At 72.6% G+C, this 15,351-nt stretch carries 8 protein-coding genes; 5 read left to right on the top strand and 3 right to left on the bottom strand.

Annotation, left to right across the window (positions count from 1 at the left end; all coding sequences use genetic code 11):
- Nucleotides 1-526: 526 nt before the first annotated feature.
- Together ACIBW9_RS12290 and ACIBW9_RS12285 are read left to right on the top strand one after the other, a co-directional pair.
- Nucleotides 527-2,626 carry an asparagine synthase-related protein gene (locus tag ACIBW9_RS12290; RefSeq protein WP_398954031.1) on the top strand — a complete coding sequence of 700 codons (2,100 nt, stop codon included), beginning with the start codon at nucleotides 527-529 and terminating at the stop codon, nucleotides 2,624-2,626.
- A 249-nt stretch (nucleotides 2,627-2,875) separates the two neighbouring features.
- Nucleotides 2,876-6,175: a BTAD domain-containing putative transcriptional regulator gene (locus tag ACIBW9_RS12285; protein WP_398954029.1), complete on the top strand. Its 3,300-nt coding sequence runs from the start codon at nucleotides 2,876-2,878 to the stop codon at nucleotides 6,173-6,175.
- 32 nt (nucleotides 6,176-6,207) lie between these two features.
- On the opposite strand, the gene ACIBW9_RS12280 is transcribed toward ACIBW9_RS12285, so the two are convergent.
- Entirely contained in the window at nucleotides 6,208-8,160 is a 1,953-nt protein-coding gene (locus tag ACIBW9_RS12280; protein ID WP_398954027.1) for a sigma-70 family RNA polymerase sigma factor, read from the bottom strand.
- A 351-nt stretch (nucleotides 8,161-8,511) separates the two neighbouring features.
- Entirely contained in the window at nucleotides 8,512-9,279 is a 768-nt protein-coding gene (locus ACIBW9_RS12275; RefSeq protein WP_398954025.1) for a TetR/AcrR family transcriptional regulator, read from the bottom strand.
- 386 nt (nucleotides 9,280-9,665) lie between these two features.
- Between ACIBW9_RS12275 and ACIBW9_RS12270 the strand changes: the two genes are divergently transcribed.
- Complete coding sequence (locus ACIBW9_RS12270) at nucleotides 9,666-11,045, top strand: NAD(P)/FAD-dependent oxidoreductase (protein WP_398954023.1); 1,380 nt, start codon at nucleotides 9,666-9,668, stop codon at nucleotides 11,043-11,045.
- Between the two features lie 224 nt (nucleotides 11,046-11,269).
- Nucleotides 11,270-12,922, top strand: a complete 1,653-nt coding sequence (locus ACIBW9_RS12265; protein ID WP_398954020.1) for a SpoIIE family protein phosphatase — start codon at nucleotides 11,270-11,272, stop codon at nucleotides 12,920-12,922.
- A gap of 6 nt (nucleotides 12,923-12,928) precedes the next feature.
- On the opposite strand, the gene ACIBW9_RS12260 is transcribed toward ACIBW9_RS12265, so the two are convergent.
- A complete protein-coding gene (locus ACIBW9_RS12260; RefSeq protein ID WP_398954018.1) occupies nucleotides 12,929-14,215 on the bottom strand; it encodes an MFS transporter in 1,287 nt (428 codons plus the stop codon).
- 110 nt (nucleotides 14,216-14,325) lie between these two features.
- Between ACIBW9_RS12260 and ACIBW9_RS12255 the strand changes: the two genes are divergently transcribed.
- The gene (locus ACIBW9_RS12255) at nucleotides 14,326-14,877 is read left to right on the top strand and encodes a MarR family transcriptional regulator (RefSeq protein WP_365844555.1); all 552 of its coding nucleotides are present in this window, start codon (nucleotides 14,326-14,328) and stop codon (nucleotides 14,875-14,877) included.
- The last annotated feature ends 474 nt before the right edge of the window (nucleotides 14,878-15,351 follow it).

Here is a 15,351-nt window from a genome sequence, read left to right as displayed (position 1 = left end):
CCATGCTCCCGCTGTGTGGCCGTGCGCCCGTGCGTGCGCTCTTCTCCGGCCATGCCGGGAGCGCTTCCATGGGCGGTGCGTGGGTCGGCCCGCTGTACTGGATCCAGCGGGCTGGGGGACACCGCCGCCTTCATCCCCGCGGGCGGCGGACGGGCCCGGGGGGCGAACTCCGTCTCCCGGGCTGCGCGCGGGTGAGGCGATGCTCAGAGCATGTACGGAGCGTGTCCAAGCCTGGCCCGCCATCACCGATTTGGCTGAAAATCGCCCCCGTAATTCCCGGGTAATTGCCGCCCCCACCATGGAACTTGAGGGCGTGAAGGGCGTTTTCGGGGAGCATTCCGGGGGCGCATTCGCGTCGCAGACACCGTACCGGGTACGGGTGTTCGGTCCTGCGGGCGGTTGAGCGCCGAAGCGCCGTCCGGGGATCGTAAGCGGCTCCACCACGCCTCCGGCGTGCGCCCTTCATGGCAGCATGGTGAACCAGTTCGTACGGTGCACTGGTTGTCCACGGCCTGTGGAGGCGTCCATGCGGTGGTTGGTGGGATGGAGCAGCACCGCCGCGGGGGCTTCGGAGATCGGTTCCGCGGGGGCCACCGGACAGGACGGCGAGACCGTGCACCCGGTGGGCTCCCAACTCCTGTGGGGCGACCCGGATCCGCTCTGGGCGGTCGGCGACTGGCGGCCGGACGAGGTGCGGGTGGTCAAGGCCGACGCCCAGACCCGGATCGCGGTCCTGGGCACGTGCGGGGCCTCCGACGAGCAGCTGCGGGTCGGTCTCTTCGCCGCGCGCGGGGGCGCGCTGCGCCATCTGACGGCCTGGCCGGGCAGCTACACGGCGATCGTCCAGGTCGGCCGCCGGGTCACCGTCTGCGGCGACCTGGCGGGCGCCCGCCCCGTCTTCTACACCCCGTGGGCAGGCGGTACGGCCTACGCCACCGCCGCGCTCCCCCTCGCCGACCTCATCGAGGCCAACCTCGACTTCGGCCACCTCGCCGCGCTCCTCGCCGCCCCGGACGTACCGGCCGCGCTGCACGACTCCACGCCCTACGACGGCGTACGGCGCATCCCGCCGGGGCATGCGCTGATCCTGCGCGCGGGCGCGCGGGAGATCGCCGGCTACGAGCCGGTCGCCTCGCTCGCGGTGGCGGCCCCCTCGGCGGACCCGGACAGCGCGGTCGACGCGGTGCGCGACGCGCTGGTGGAGGCGGTACGCGCGCGCCTGGCGGCGCCGAGACACGTCCCGGGAGCCGACATAGACCCCGGTCCCGTCCCCGGCATGGGCCCGGCGGAGCGCCGCGCCGCGCGGGGGATGCCGGTGGCGGGCATCGGCGCGGACCTCTCCGGCGGCCCGGCGTCGGGGACGCTCGCCCTGCTGGCGGCCGGCCTGCCGGGCATGCCGGGCACGGTCCTGGGCCACGGCACGGGCGCGGGCGAACGCCTGCTGGCGGTCACCTTCAACGACCTGGCGGTCGGCGGCCGCGAGGCGGAACTGGAGCGGGCGGGATCGCTGGCCGCCAACCCCCGCCTGCACCACGTGGTGGTGACCGGGGGCGAGGAGGCGCTCCCGTACGCCGAACTGGACGGCCCCCTGACGGACGAACCGGGCCAGTCCCTGGTCACGGCGGCCCGCCACCGCACCCGCCTCGCCTCCGGCAGCGCGGACCACTTCACGGGCTACGGCGCCCGCCAGGTCCTGGACGCGCACCCGGCCCGGCTGGCCGACCTCCTGATGGACCGCAAAAGGCGCCACCTGGTCCGTCCCGTCGCGGCGCTCGCGAAGGCGGACGGCTCGGTGATGGTCCCCGCGCGCGTGTACGGCGCCGCCCGGAAGCTGGCGAGGACCCCGTACCGGGCGGGCCTCGAACTCCTCGCGGAACGCCTCCTGCAACGCCGCTTCGACGAGCCGGGCGGCGCCGTCGGCGCGTCCCTCGCCGCCCTCACCTGGGCCAGACCGGGCCCGGCGGCGCGCTGGCTGACCGGCGAGGCCCTCGCTGAAGTATCGGTTCGCCTGCAGGCGTCGACGGGCCGCGCGGGCGTAGGGCCGGCCCAGCGCCCGGGCGACTACCGCGCCCGCGCAGCCCTGGCCCGCCACGCCGCCGACCTGCGCATCCTGGAACAGGCGGCCGAGATCCGCTCCCAGCGCCTGCACGCGCCGTTCCTCGACAACCAGGTGGTCCGCGCCTGCCGCGCCCTTCCCGAGGCGCTGCGCGTACAGCCCGGCGCGCGTGCCGAGATCCTCCGTACGGTCCTGGAAGGCGCCGGCGTGAGCGACCTCCCGCCCGGCTGGGGCGCCCCTTCCCACGCCTCGGCAGCGGTGGCGGCCCGCACCGGGCTGAGGGTGGCCGCCGACTCCCTGATGGCCCTCTTCGGCACCCCGTTGCTGGCGGAGGCGGGCCTGGTGGAGGCCCGAGTGGTCCGCAAGGCCCTCCGCGCAGCCGCAGCAGGCGAGCCCCTCCCCCTGGACGGCCTCGCAGACCTGGTCTCCCTGGAACTCTGGCTGCGCCGCCTCCTCGCCCGCCGAGGAACCTGCTGGACGGGCACCCCGGCCCGCCAGCGAGCGGTACCGGCGGGCATCACACCCCGGAGGGGGGCACTGGCTTCCGGCGGGGGAGCGGGGGTGGCATGAGCGTCCACGCCTCTCAGCCCCGGACGCATCTCTCAGCCCGTCCGGCGTTTGAGGACGAGGCCGTTCAGGCCGAACGGGGTCCAGTGGCGGAGCCCCTGGCGGGGTCGAAGTGGCGGAGCCCCTGGGGACGGGACGGGTAGGGGCGGCGGGGGCGAAAAAACCTCCGGTGACCGTCACCCGCAGCGCCCCCTGGGGCCCGGCCTCCACAAACCACGTGCCCCGCTCCCACCCCCCGGCGACAATGACCTGGTGCGGTACAGAATCCTGGGCGTCACCCAGGCAGAGGACGACCACGGCACCGCCCTACCCATCCCCGGCCCACGCCTCCGCACCCTCCTCACCGCCCTGGCCCTGCGCCCGGGCCGAGTCACCACCCCCGACACCCTCATCGACGAGGTCTGGTCGGACACCCCGCCCCAGGACGCCCCCGCCGCACTCCAGGCCCTTGTCGCCCGCCTGCGCCGCATCCTGGGCAGACAGAGCATCACCTCCGCCCCCGGCGGCTACCGCCTCGAGGCGACCCGGGACGACGTAGACCTGTTCGTCTTCGAGCGACTGGTACGCCAGGGCACCACCGCCCTCGACCACGGCGACCCGCACAGCGCCGCGCACACACTCGACCAGGCCCTCGCCCTGTACCGCGGCCCCGCCCTCGCCGACCTCCCGGACCGCCTCGCCGCCACCCGCCCCGAAGCGCTGCACCGCGAGGCGACAAGGGCCCGCATCGACGCGGACCTGCACCTCGGCCGCGCCCACGCCGCCGTACCGCACCTGAAGGAACTGACCGCGGCGCACCCGTACGACGAACCGCTGCACGCCCTCCTCATCCGCGCCCTGCGCGACACGGGCCGCACGGCCGACGCCCTCGCCGCCTACGAGACCGCCCGCCGAGCCCTCGCCGACGGCCTGGGCACAGACCCGGGCCCCCAACTACGTGCCCTGCACGCGGAACTGCTCACCCCCACGCCGACACCGCAGCCCACCCCCGCCGCCCCCCGACCCGAACCCCCCACCCGCACCGGCAACATCCGTCCCCGCCTTACCTCTTTCGTGGGCCGGGAACCAGAACTCGACGCCATCCGTTCCGAATTGCACAGGGCAAGGCTCGTCACCCTCACGGGTCCGGGCGGCTCCGGAAAGACCCGCCTCGCCGAGGAGGCCGCCGCCGGGCTCCCCCAGGCCTGGCTGGTCGAACTGGCACCGCTGGACCGCCCGGAGGCGGTACCGGGTGCGGTGGTCAGCGCCCTCGGTCTGCGCGAGACCGTGCTGATGACCACCGAGCTGACGGCCCCGCAGGACGACCCGCTCGCCCTGCTCGTCGAGTACTGCGCCCCGCGCAGCCAACTCCTGATCCTTGACAACTGCGAGCATGTCATAGAAGCAGCGGCAGCCCTCGCCGAGACGCTGCTCACCCGCTGCCCAGGGCTCACGATCCTCGCCACCAGCCGTGAACCCCTGGGCGTCCCCGGCGAGTCCGTGCGCCCGGTCGAACCCCTCGCCCTCGACCAGGCGCACCGCCTCTTCGAGGAGCGGGCGTCCGCCGTCCGTCCCGACGCGGCCGCCGTGCTCCGCGACCGCGAGGCGGTGGCGGAGATCTGCCGCCGCCTGGACGGCCTGCCGCTCGCCATCGAACTGGCCGCGGCCCGGCTCCGGCTGCTCACCCCCCGCCAGATCGCCGACCGCCTCGACGACCGCTTCCGCCTCCTCACCTCCGGAAGCCGTACGGTCCTGCCCCGCCAGCAGACCCTGCGCGCGGTCGTCGACTGGTCCTGGGAACTGCTCGACGAGCGGGAGCGCACGGTGCTGCGCGAGGTCTCCGTGTTCGCCGGCGGCTGGGACCTCGCGGCGGCGGAGACCGTGTGCACCGGCCCCGCGACCGATCTCATCGGGGCGCTCGTCGACAAGTCCCTGATCGTGGCCACCCCGGCCGGGACGTCGTACGACGGGAGCGGCTCCGGCGGCATGCGCTACCGCATGCTGGAGACCATCCACGAGTACGCCGCGGAGCGCGCCGCCGAGGCCCCCGGACTGCGCGCCGCGGCCGAGTGCCGGCACAGCGCCTGGGTGCGCGCGCTCGTGGAGGAGGCCGACCCCCTCCTGCGTTCCGCCGGCCAACTCCCGTGGATCTCCCGTCTGGAGACCGAGCTGGACAACATCCGCGCAGCCCTCCACCGTGCCCTCACCGCGGGCGCCGAGCCGGAGGCCGGCGCCCTCGCCCTGTCCATGGGCTGGTTCTGGTGGCTGCGCAACTACCGCCACGAGGCCGAGTCCTGGCTGGACCGGATCCTCCGCCTGGGCGTCGCCCTGGACAACACAGCCGCCGCCCCGCAGGCCCCCGCCATGGACCCCATCGACGCCTACCTCTCCGCCCCCGACGCCGAAGCACACCACCCCCGCCACACCCTCCGTATGAACCTCCGGATGCTGCACCTCTTCATGAGGTCGGACACCCAGCCGATGGACGTGCTGCTGGACGACCGGATGCGTCAGTACGTCGGCCGGCTGCGGGACTTCTTCGCGCGGGGCGGTCCGGAGGCGGCCCGTATGCCGGGGCTCGTCTGGCCGTTCACCACCTTCGTCCTGGACAGCCAGCAGGACGTCCGCGACGCCCTGGACGTCGCCGTCGCCAACTGCCGTGTCCACGGCGACGACTGGGCGGTCGGCGTCGCCCTGATGTTCCGTACGCACATGGCGGTTGACTCCCCGGGCGGCCTGGAGGGCGTCGACGAGGACCTCGCGGAGCTGAGGGCGTTGAGCCGACGCGTCGGCGACCGCTGGATGCGGGCCCAGGTGTGCAGCGCGGCCGGCGAGGCGGCGATGGCCCGGAGCCGTCTGGAGGAGGCCAAGGGCGAGTACGGGGAGGCGCTGCGGCTCGCCTACGAGGTGGGCGCGTACACCGAGACACCGTTCCTGCTGGCCCGCCTCGCCGAGATCGCCTACCGGGCGGGGGACCGCGCGACCGCGCTCAGTGGCCTGGACGAGGCGACCACCGCCGCCGACCGCTACGGCGTTCCGGACTCCAGGGCGTTCGTGCTGCTGCTGCGCGCCCAGCTCGCGCTGGACGAGAAGGACACCGCCCGTGCCCGCGCACTGCACGAGGCGGCTCGCGCGGAGATCGGGCGGGGCACGCCTCCGCACCAGTTCATGGTGATGCTGAACGCGATCGACGCCCTGGTGACGGTCGCCGACTCGGGCCCGGCGCACGGACTGCCGAAGCTGGCCGACACCGTCCGCGAGGCGGTGGAGCGGCGCTGCGCCGACGTGATCACGGCGACCCTCGTGGACAGCACGGCCGTCGTGCTGTCCGACCTCGGAGACCATCCGCGCGCGGTCCGCCTGCTCGCCGCCGCGCAGCACCTGCGCGGCGACCAACCGCGCACCATGCCGGAGCGCGCCGAGGCCGAGCGTGCCGAGGCCGCCGCCCGCGCCGCGCTGTGCGCCGAGGAGTACGAGGCCGAGTGCGCCCGGGGCGCTGCCCTGACCGCCGATGACCTCCTCGCCGAACTGGGCGAGGCCCTGCACAAGCACGCTGCCGAGCAGCTCCCGTAGCCGAACCGCAGCCCGAACCGGGGCCGTACGCCCTACGAGCAGGTGAACTTCGAATCGGCCCAGTCCGCGAGCGTCAGGGTGTCGAAGCTGCTCTGCGGCTGCACGACCAGCCGTACGGTCCGGTGCCCGGCGAGGTTCACATGGACCGGGACGGCCTGGTGGCCGGCCTGGACCAGCCCGGACTGCCACAGCCGGACGCCGTCGGCGTAGAGGGAGAAGTAGACCTTGCCGAGACCCAGGGTCATGTCGTCGACGCCGACCGAGGCGTCGTAGGCGGAGCAGGCGCGGTTGAGGTCGACGGTGACGGACGACGCGCCGTGCACGGTCACGCCGTTCGCGTACTGCTTGCCGGCGATCGCCATGCCGTACCGCTGCCACACCCAGCTGCTCTCGCCGATCCGCATCTCGGGCTTGGTGCCGTCGCCGCCGAGGTCGTACGACAGCCCGCTCCACTGGTAGACGGCCGGAACCGGCGGCGGAGTGGGGGTGGGGGTGGGCGTGGGCTTCGGGGCCGGCTTCGGCTTCGGCTTCGGTTCCGGCTTGGGGGCGGGAGTGGGGGTCGGGGTGGCCTTCGGCCGGGGAGCGGGGGCCGCGGTCGGCGCGGGAGCCGCCGCGGGCACGATCACCGGCGGCTTCGGCTCGGGCTTCTTCTTCGGTGGCGTCGGCTCGGGCGACTCACGCCGGACGGCCGGCGCGGAGGCCGGTGGCTTCGCGTCCGGCTTCCTGACCGGGGTGTGGCTCCCGGACAGCGCGAGGGCCACCGCCACACCCGCGGCGGCGAGGACACCGGCGGCGAGGCCGATCTTCGCGGGCGCACCCAGCCCCTCGGAGGCCGCCGCGCCACCGGCACCCGCCCCGCCGGAGGAGCCGCCGCTCGCCGCGGCGGCCGCGCCCGCGACCCCCGCAGCGCCGGCTCCGGTGCCGCCCGCGACGAGCGCGGCCACCTTGGCGTACCCGGCGGCACCGAACCAGCCGATGACCGCGACCGGCACGACGCCCGGGATACCGCCGGCGACTTCCTTGATCTGGCCCGCGGCCAGCCGGCACTTGGCGCACTCCTCCAGGTGCTTGCGCAGCCCCCGCTCGGCACGCGTGCGCAGTCCGCCGCGGGCGTAGGCGCCGAGCCGGTCGGCGTAGCGGGCGCACTCCTCGTCGCCGGCGAGCGTGGCGCTGACGTGGGCCTGGAGGTAGGCCTGCTTGAGGCCCTCACGGGCGCGGCTGGCGAGCACCCGCGTGCCGTTGGCGTCAAGACCGAAGAGCGTGGCGACCTCGCTCGGCGACTCGTCCTCGACCTCGGTGTGCCACAGCACGGCCTGCCAGCGCTCGGGCAGCGACCGGAAGGCCTGCATGGCCATGGACTGCTCGGCCTCGTGCATCGCGCGCACGTCGGCGCCGAGCTCCAGGGTGTCGTCCTCGGACACCTCGGAGGAGCGCGCGGCCTGCGCCGCGAACACCGCGAAGTCGTCGACCAGTTGCTCCCGCCTCGCGGACTTCGTCCAGTTCGCGGCCACCCGCCGGACGGTGGTGAGCAGATACGCGCGTACGGCATGCTCGGGGCCGTGGCCGCCGCGCACCGCCTGGAGCATGCGGGCGAAGACCTCGGCGGTGAGGTCGTCGGCGGTGTGCGCGTCGCGGCAGCAGGTGCGGGCGTAGCGGCGCACCGCGTCCGCGTGCCGCCGGTACAGCTCCTCGTACGCGGTGTCGTCGCCCGAGCGCATCCGCCCGATCAGATCGGCGTCGGAGGGCGGCTGGTCCCTGGGCGGCGGCAGGACACCGTCCTCCCGCCGGTCGCGCTGCGCCGGGACACTGCCCTCGACGGGCTCGACCGGCTCGCCGCCCTGCGGCGGGATGACGGTCTCCGGGCGACCGCCGCCGCGCGGGACACCCGCCCGTCCGCCCGGCCCGCCCTGACTCGGCACCTGCGGCGAACCACCGGCCTCCGGGTCACCGTCACCCAGTGGCTCGTCCCGCCCGTCAACGCTCATCGCGGAAAGCCCCCGACGCCAGCCCAACCAGTCCCGAACACCGGGTCAGAGTGCCATATTGGCTTTTGTTCAGGACCCATCAGAGCGGACCATCCACCCGTCCGTGGGGACTTGTCGTGCCGTAGTACTAGCCGTCACTCATTCGGGGAAGGCTCAATCGACGCCCGACAGGCGGAAGTTGAACGGCAGTTGAGTGGCATGCCGGAAATGTCCCGCTCATTCCGGGCTCACGCCGGGCGCGCGGGCCGTGCGGTGCCCACGCCCCACCGTCACCTCTTCGAGTTACGGACCGTTCGAGTTACGGGCCGCCGCAGACGCTGACACGACCCGCCCCGCGGACGGGCCGCCGCCTCAGGCCGGCCGTGACCGCAGCCCCTCCAGCAGGATGTCGAGCAGCCGAGCCGAAGCGGCCGCCTGCTGCGCCGCGTCCGGCAGCGAGGGCGCCGCCGTCGCGATGACCAGCAGTACGTCCGAGACCGAGACGTCGGGCCGCAGCTCACCCGCCGCGCGCGCCCGCTCCACGAGCTGGCCCACGACGTCGAGCAGCGCCCCCGCACCCGTGTCGTCCTCCGCCGACACCCCGGAGGCCCCTTCGGGAACGAGCCTCAGCTCCCCGGAACCCGGCTGGGTCCGCTGCTGCGGTACCCGGGCCTCGTCGAAGACCGTCCCCTCGGACCCGTCGTCGGCGACCGAGACCCGCAGCACCTGCGGCGGCAGCAGCCGCCCGGCACCCGAGGCCACCGAGGTCCGCAGGAAGCGCGAGAGCGCCGACCACGGCTCGTCCTCCTGGCCGAGCGCCGCCCGGGCCTGGTCGGTCAGCCGGGAGGTCTCCTCCTCGGCTATCCGCCGCACCAGGACGTCCTTGCTCGGGAACCGCCGGTACACGGTCCCCACACCCACCCGCGCCCGCCGCGCCACGTCCTCCATCGGCGCGCCGTACCCCAGCTCGCCGAAGACCTCGCGCGCCGCGCGCAGTACGTGCTCCAGATTGCGCTGTGCATCCACGCGCAGCGGCGTCGTGCGCGAGGCGTCCCCGCGTCCGTTGCCCGTCGCCGCGCTCACGATGCCGCCCGATGTCAGTGCAGACGCGGACGACCAATGAGAGTCCTGAACATGCATAAGCGTTCCCCCGGTAATGACGTCTCCCCCCGGAGACTCTCCCCGCCATTCATTGGTTGCCGGAGCGTGGGAACAAGCCCGGTTCACCGGCCCGTCCTTCGCGGACTCGACGACCGATGAGTGCATCCCCCTACACCCCGTCGAGACACGAACATAGTTGAGAGGGAGTCAATTCAGAAGGGGCAGGTTCCGCACAGAGCGCCCCCCGATCGGAGTACGGGTCGCATACGTCCCGATTGCGCCCCCCAAGGTCATCCGGCGCACACCCGCTGACCTGCACTGCTTCCGGGCAGTCGGGCAATTCGGCCAACCCTGGGCGTCCCCGGCCCCGCGTCACACAAATTGCCGGGGCTGTGGACAAACTCAAGCGCTGGGTGCGTCATGGGATGGTGAAGGAACGTGCGCGCATTCTCGTTGTCGGCGGTGGCTACGTCGGGATGTACACGGCCCTGCGCCTCCAGCAGAAGCTGAAACGGGAACTCAGGCGGGGCGAGGCCGAGATCACAGTCGTCACTCCCGACCCCTACATGACCTATCAGCCATTCCTTCCCGAAGCGGCCGCCGGTGCCATTTCACCCCGGCATGTCGTCGTACCGCTGCGCCGCGTCCTGGACCAGTGCCATGTCGTCGTCGGCGAGGTCGTCTCCATCGACCACGCCAAACGCACCGCCACCCTCACCACCCTCGCCACGGAGGAGGAGGGAGCGGGCCCCGAGCACATGACGTACGACGAACTCGTCCTCGCCCCCGGTTCGATCTCGCGCACGCTGCCCATCCCGGGCCTCGCCGACCACGGCATCGGCTTCAAGTCGGTCGAGGAGGCCATCGGCCTGCGCAACCACGTCATCGAGCAGATGGACATCGCCTCCTCCACCCGCGACCCCGCGATCCGCGACGCGGCCCTCACCTTCGTCTTCGTCGGCGGCGGCTTCGCCGGGGTCGAGGCGCTCGGCGAGCTCGAGGACATGGCCCGCTACGCCGCCCGCTACTACCACAACCTCCGGCCCGAGGACATGAAGTGGATCCTCGTGGAGGCCTCGGACCGCATCCTGCCCGAGGTCGGCGAGGAGATGGGCCGCTACACGGTCACCGAGCTACGCCGCCGCAACATCGACGTACGCCTGCACACCCGCCTGGAGTCCTGCGCGGACCGTGTCGCCGTCCTCAGCGACGGCGCCCGCTTCCCGACCCGCACGGTCGTCTGGACCGCCGGGGTGAAGCCCAGCCCGCTGCTCGCCGCCACCGACCTGCCCCGCACCGAACGCGGTCGGCTGAAATGCACCCCCCAGCTGACGATCGAGGGCGTCACGCACGCGTGGGCGGCAGGAGACGCGGCCGCGGTCCCCGACGTCACCGCCGCCGAACCCGGCACCGAGACCGCACCCAACGCCCAGCACGCGGTCCGCCAGGCCAAGCTCCTCGGCGACAACATCGCGCACTCCCTGCGCGGTGAACCCCTGGAGACGTACTCCCACAGGTACGTCGGCTCGGTCGCCTCCCTGGGCCTGCACAAGGGCGTCGCCCACGTCTACGGGCGCAAGCTGAAGGGCTACCCTGCCTGGTTCATGCACCGCGTCTACCACCTCAGCAGGGTGCCCACCTTCAATCGCAAGGCCCGTGTTCTGGCGGAATGGACCCTTTCGGGCCTCTTCAAGCGGGAGATCGTCTCCCTGGGTTCGCTCGAACATCCCCGAGCGGAGTTCGAACTCGCGGCCGGTGGAAAGCCTCCTACCGACCCGATGAACGACCCGAAGGGGTCGTCCTGACCGGACCCAGGAACTCCACCGACCGACCGGGCGTCTCACGGATGTCGCCCCGGTAGGCCACACTGCCAGACTGATCCCCGCTCCCGGGGCGAGCAGATGCTCGCCCTTCGAACCCAAGAGGCTCTCTCCACCGTGCTGCATCCCGGGGGTGTCACCCCCCAGCCCTCCGGCCGGGTCCGGAGCCGGCCGAAGACGCCGAAGACGACGACACGAGGCAAGGATTCGTGAACTTCACGCGCTGGAGCGCCCGGCTCCCCGGAACGCAGCGCCGCGCCGCAGCGCGGACCGATCACACGGCCGCCCCCGACCGGCAGGCCGAGACCCCGAACCCCGTGCCCGCGGCCCGCGCCGAACAACTCACCGACGAGCACGCACCCGTACCGGCCGTCGACGAGCTCCCCGTCCGCGAGGTCCTCGACCGCGTCCCGGCCCTCGTCGCTCTCGTCCACGGCCCCGACCACCGTGTCGCCTACATCAACGACGCCTATGTGACGGCCTTCGGTGTACGGCCGCTGGGCGAGCCCACCCGCGAATCCCTCCCCGAACTCGACGAACTGGGCCTGCTCCCGCTCCTCGACCAGGTCCTGCGCAGCCGCAAGCCCCGTACCCTCAAGTCCCGCAAGGCCCCCGACGGCCGCTCCTACACCTTCACCTGCACCCCCGTGACGGAGGGCGAGAACGCGGGCGTACTGGTCTTCGCCACCGACGTCACCGACCACGCCGAGGCCGCAGAACGCCTCCGCGCCAGCGAACGCCGGCAGCGCGAGACAGCCGTCACCCTCCAGCGCTCCCTGCTGCCCCAGGAACTCGAAGAACCCGACGACCTGCGCATCGCCGCCACCTACCAGCCAGGCGGCACCGAGGCGGCGGTCGGCGGCGACTGGTACGACGTGATCACCCTCGGCGGCGGCCGCACGGCCCTGGTCATCGGTGACGTGATGGGCCGGGGCGTACGAGCCGCGGCCGTCATGGGCCAACTCCGCACAGCGGTCCGCGCGTACGCCCGCCTCGACCTCCCCCCGCACGAGGTCCTGCAGCTCCTCGACGGCCTGGCCACGGAGATCGACGCCAACCAGATCGCGACCTGCGTCTACGCCATCCACGACCCGAACGAGGGCCGCCTGGTGTACGCCTCCGCCGGCCACCTGCCGATCCTCGTCCGCGACGAGAGCGGAGTCGTCCTGCGCGCCGACGAACCGACCGGGCCGCCCCTCGGCACGGGCGGCTGGATGCACGCCTCGGGCTCGGTCCCCCTGGGCCCCGGCTCCACAGCCGTCCTCTACACGGACGGCCTGGTGGAACGCCGGAACGAGGACCTCGACGAGGGCATCGCGGCCCTGCAGCGAGCCCTGGCCGGCGCCACGGGCACCCCCCAGGTCGTCTGCGACCGCCTGGTCCGCTCGGCGGGCGTGACGGCGGACCACGACGACGACGTCGCCGTCCTGGTCCTTCAGCACCCGGCCCGCACCGGCCCGGACAGCGACCTCTTCCGCAACGCGGCCCTCGAACTCCTCGGCGGCATCGAAGCGGCCCCACGCGCGCGTGCCTTCGCCTCCGGCGTCCTGACCAGCTGGCGCTTCCCCACCGACCTGCACGACCTCGGCGTCCTCGCGGCCAGCGAACTGGTCGCCAACTCCCTCCAGCACGGCACCCCACCCATGCGCCTGCGCCTGCGCCGCACCGACCGCCGCCTGATCATCGAGGTCACCGACGGCGACGACCACCTGCCGCGCCGCCGCCGGGCGGAACCCGGCGACGAGTCGGGTCGGGGCATCGCCATCGTCGCGACGATCGCCTCGAACTGGGGCTCAAGGCGCACACCGGGCGGCGGCAAGGCGGTCTGGTGCGAGTTCGTCCTCCCCAAGGGCGCGACCTGACCCGGCTCAGGCCTCCGCGACCACCGGCTCCGCAGCGGCCCCACCCCGGGCGACCACCCGGCTCCTCCCGCGCCACGGCTGGTCCTGTACGGCGGTGAGCTGCCGCCCAAGGCGCAGCGCGAGGAAGGTGATCCCCAGCGAGAACAGCAGGAACGTCACGATGTACGGCGCGGGCAGCGAGGCTCCCAGCGGCCCGCCCACGGCCGGCCCGACGGCCAGCGCGAGCTGCTTCACCAGGGCGAAGGCGGAGTTGTACTGCCCCGCCATCCCCGTCGGCGCGAGATCGGCGACCAGCGGAGCGACGGTCGGCGACAGCATCGCCTCACCCAGCCCGAACAGGGCGTACGTCGACACGAACGCGGCAGTCGCCATCTCCCGGCTGCCGTGCCCGAGCCCGGCGTACCCGGCCATGACCCACGCCACGGCCCAGATCAGCCCGACAGCGGCGATCACCCGGGACCGGCGCCGGCGCTCGACGAACCTCAGCACGGCGAACTGCGCGACGACGATCATCAGGGTGTTGGCGGCGAGCGCCGTCCCCAGCGCCGACGTCGAGATGCCCGCGGCCTCGACGCCGTACGCGCTCAGCCCGGACTCGAACTGTCCGTAGCAGGCGAAGAACAGCACGAAGCCGAGTACGGACAGCTGCACCATGGCCCGGTTGCCGAGCAGCTGCTTCCAGCTGCCCTTCGCGGACTGCGCGGGCGCGCCCTCCATGCGCGGGGAGTGCGGCATCCGCACGGTGGCCATCACGACCGCGAGCAGCAGGAACACCGCAGCCTCGATCGAGAACAGCAGTGTGAAGGAGTCGACGCGCGTAGAGTCGACGAGATGGCCGCCGATGAGCCCGCCGACACCCAGCCCCAGGTTCTGCAGGAAGAACTGCATCGCAAACGCACGCGAGCGCGTGTCCGCCGTCGAGCAGTCCACGATCATCGTCGCGAGCGCCGGCTGCATCACGGCCTGACCGGCCCCGAGCGCGGCCGCCGACAACAGCACGGCGGTACTGCTGCTCGCCAGCCCCAGGCTCAGCGCCCCTACGGCGGCAGTGACCAGGGCGGCGAGCAGGACCGGCCGGGGACCGCGCCGGACGATGGCCCGCCCGGCGAACGGCAGCACGATCAGCGCGGCCACGGCAAAGACAGCGAGCACGAGACCCGCCGTCATGGCCCCCAGCCCCCGCACCTGCGCCACATAGACGTACAGGTAGGGGACGGTGAAGCCGAGTCCGAACGCGCTGAGTGCGTTGCCCACGTGGATCCGGCGCATCGCTGCGCCCATCGCCCTGGTCACGTTCACCTCTCTCAGTAGTTAGGAGTGAAGACTTCGAAGCTAAACTTCGAAGCTAAACAGTACACCCAGAAGAACTTCAACGCCAAGCACGCCCATGCCATACTTCGCGCATGGGCGACACCCCCGGCACCCTCGGTGAACCGACACTCGAAGAGCAGATCGCCGCCTACCAGCGCGAGTTCCGGGACCTCGACCCCCAGGTCGAAAAGATCGTCTCGGCCCTGTCCCGCCTGAACCGCCGTATGAACGTCGCCTACGGCCGCCAGACCTCCGCCCTCGGCATCAGCAACGCCGAGTGGGAGGTCCTCAAGGCCCTCGTGCTCTCCGGCGCCCCCTACCGCCTGGGCCCGAGCGATCTCGCCAAGCGCCTCGGTCTGACGCCCGCCGCGATGACCCACCGGATCGACCGCATGGTCGCCGAAGGTCTGGTCACTCGTGAGCGCGACGAGTCCAACCGGGTCCGGGTGATCGTGGAGCTGACCGCAGAGGGCCGCGAGAAGTGGCTCGAGGCGATGCGCCTCGCCACGGTCTTCGAGGAGGACCTCCTCCAGGACCTGTCTCCCGACGAGCGGAGTACCCTGGGAGAGGTCCTCACCCGTCTGCTGCGCAGGGTGGAACACGCCCAGCCGGATGCGGGCGGACGCCTCACCGACCTCGACTGAGGTCGACATAAAAGATCTTGACAGCAGGTGCTTGACAAGCCCCTGCTGGATCCGTAAAGTTCTTCGGGTTGCCACGGAGCCGTAACGGTTCTGCGACAACACCTCCGCCGCACGAGCGGCACCCTCAAACCATCAGAACGATCTCCCAATGGGATTGCTTTCGGCGCGCCCGAATTCAATTCGATTGGACTCGGCAGCCCGATTAGGAACTGCCGAAGGGATCCGCTAAGGTTTGAGACGTCGGAACGGCCCAACGGCCGGGACGACAGCCCCCTCTGACTGGGAGTCAGGCCCGAAAGGATCTGATAGAGTCGGAATCGCCGGAAAGGGAAACGCGAGAGCGGGAACCTGGAAAGCGCCGAGGAAATCGGATCGGGAGACGGTCTGATAGAGTCGGAAACGCAAGACCGAAGGGAAGCGCCCGGAGGAAAGCCCGAGAGGGTGAGTACAAAGGAAGCGTCCGTTCCTTGAGAA

The organism is Streptomyces sp. NPDC049541 (assembly GCF_044465725.1).
Taxonomy (GTDB): Bacteria; Actinomycetota; Actinomycetes; order Streptomycetales; family Streptomycetaceae; genus Streptomyces.
The sequence above is the reverse complement of the archived record's forward strand: the minus strand, read 5'-3'. Positions and strand labels throughout refer to the sequence as shown.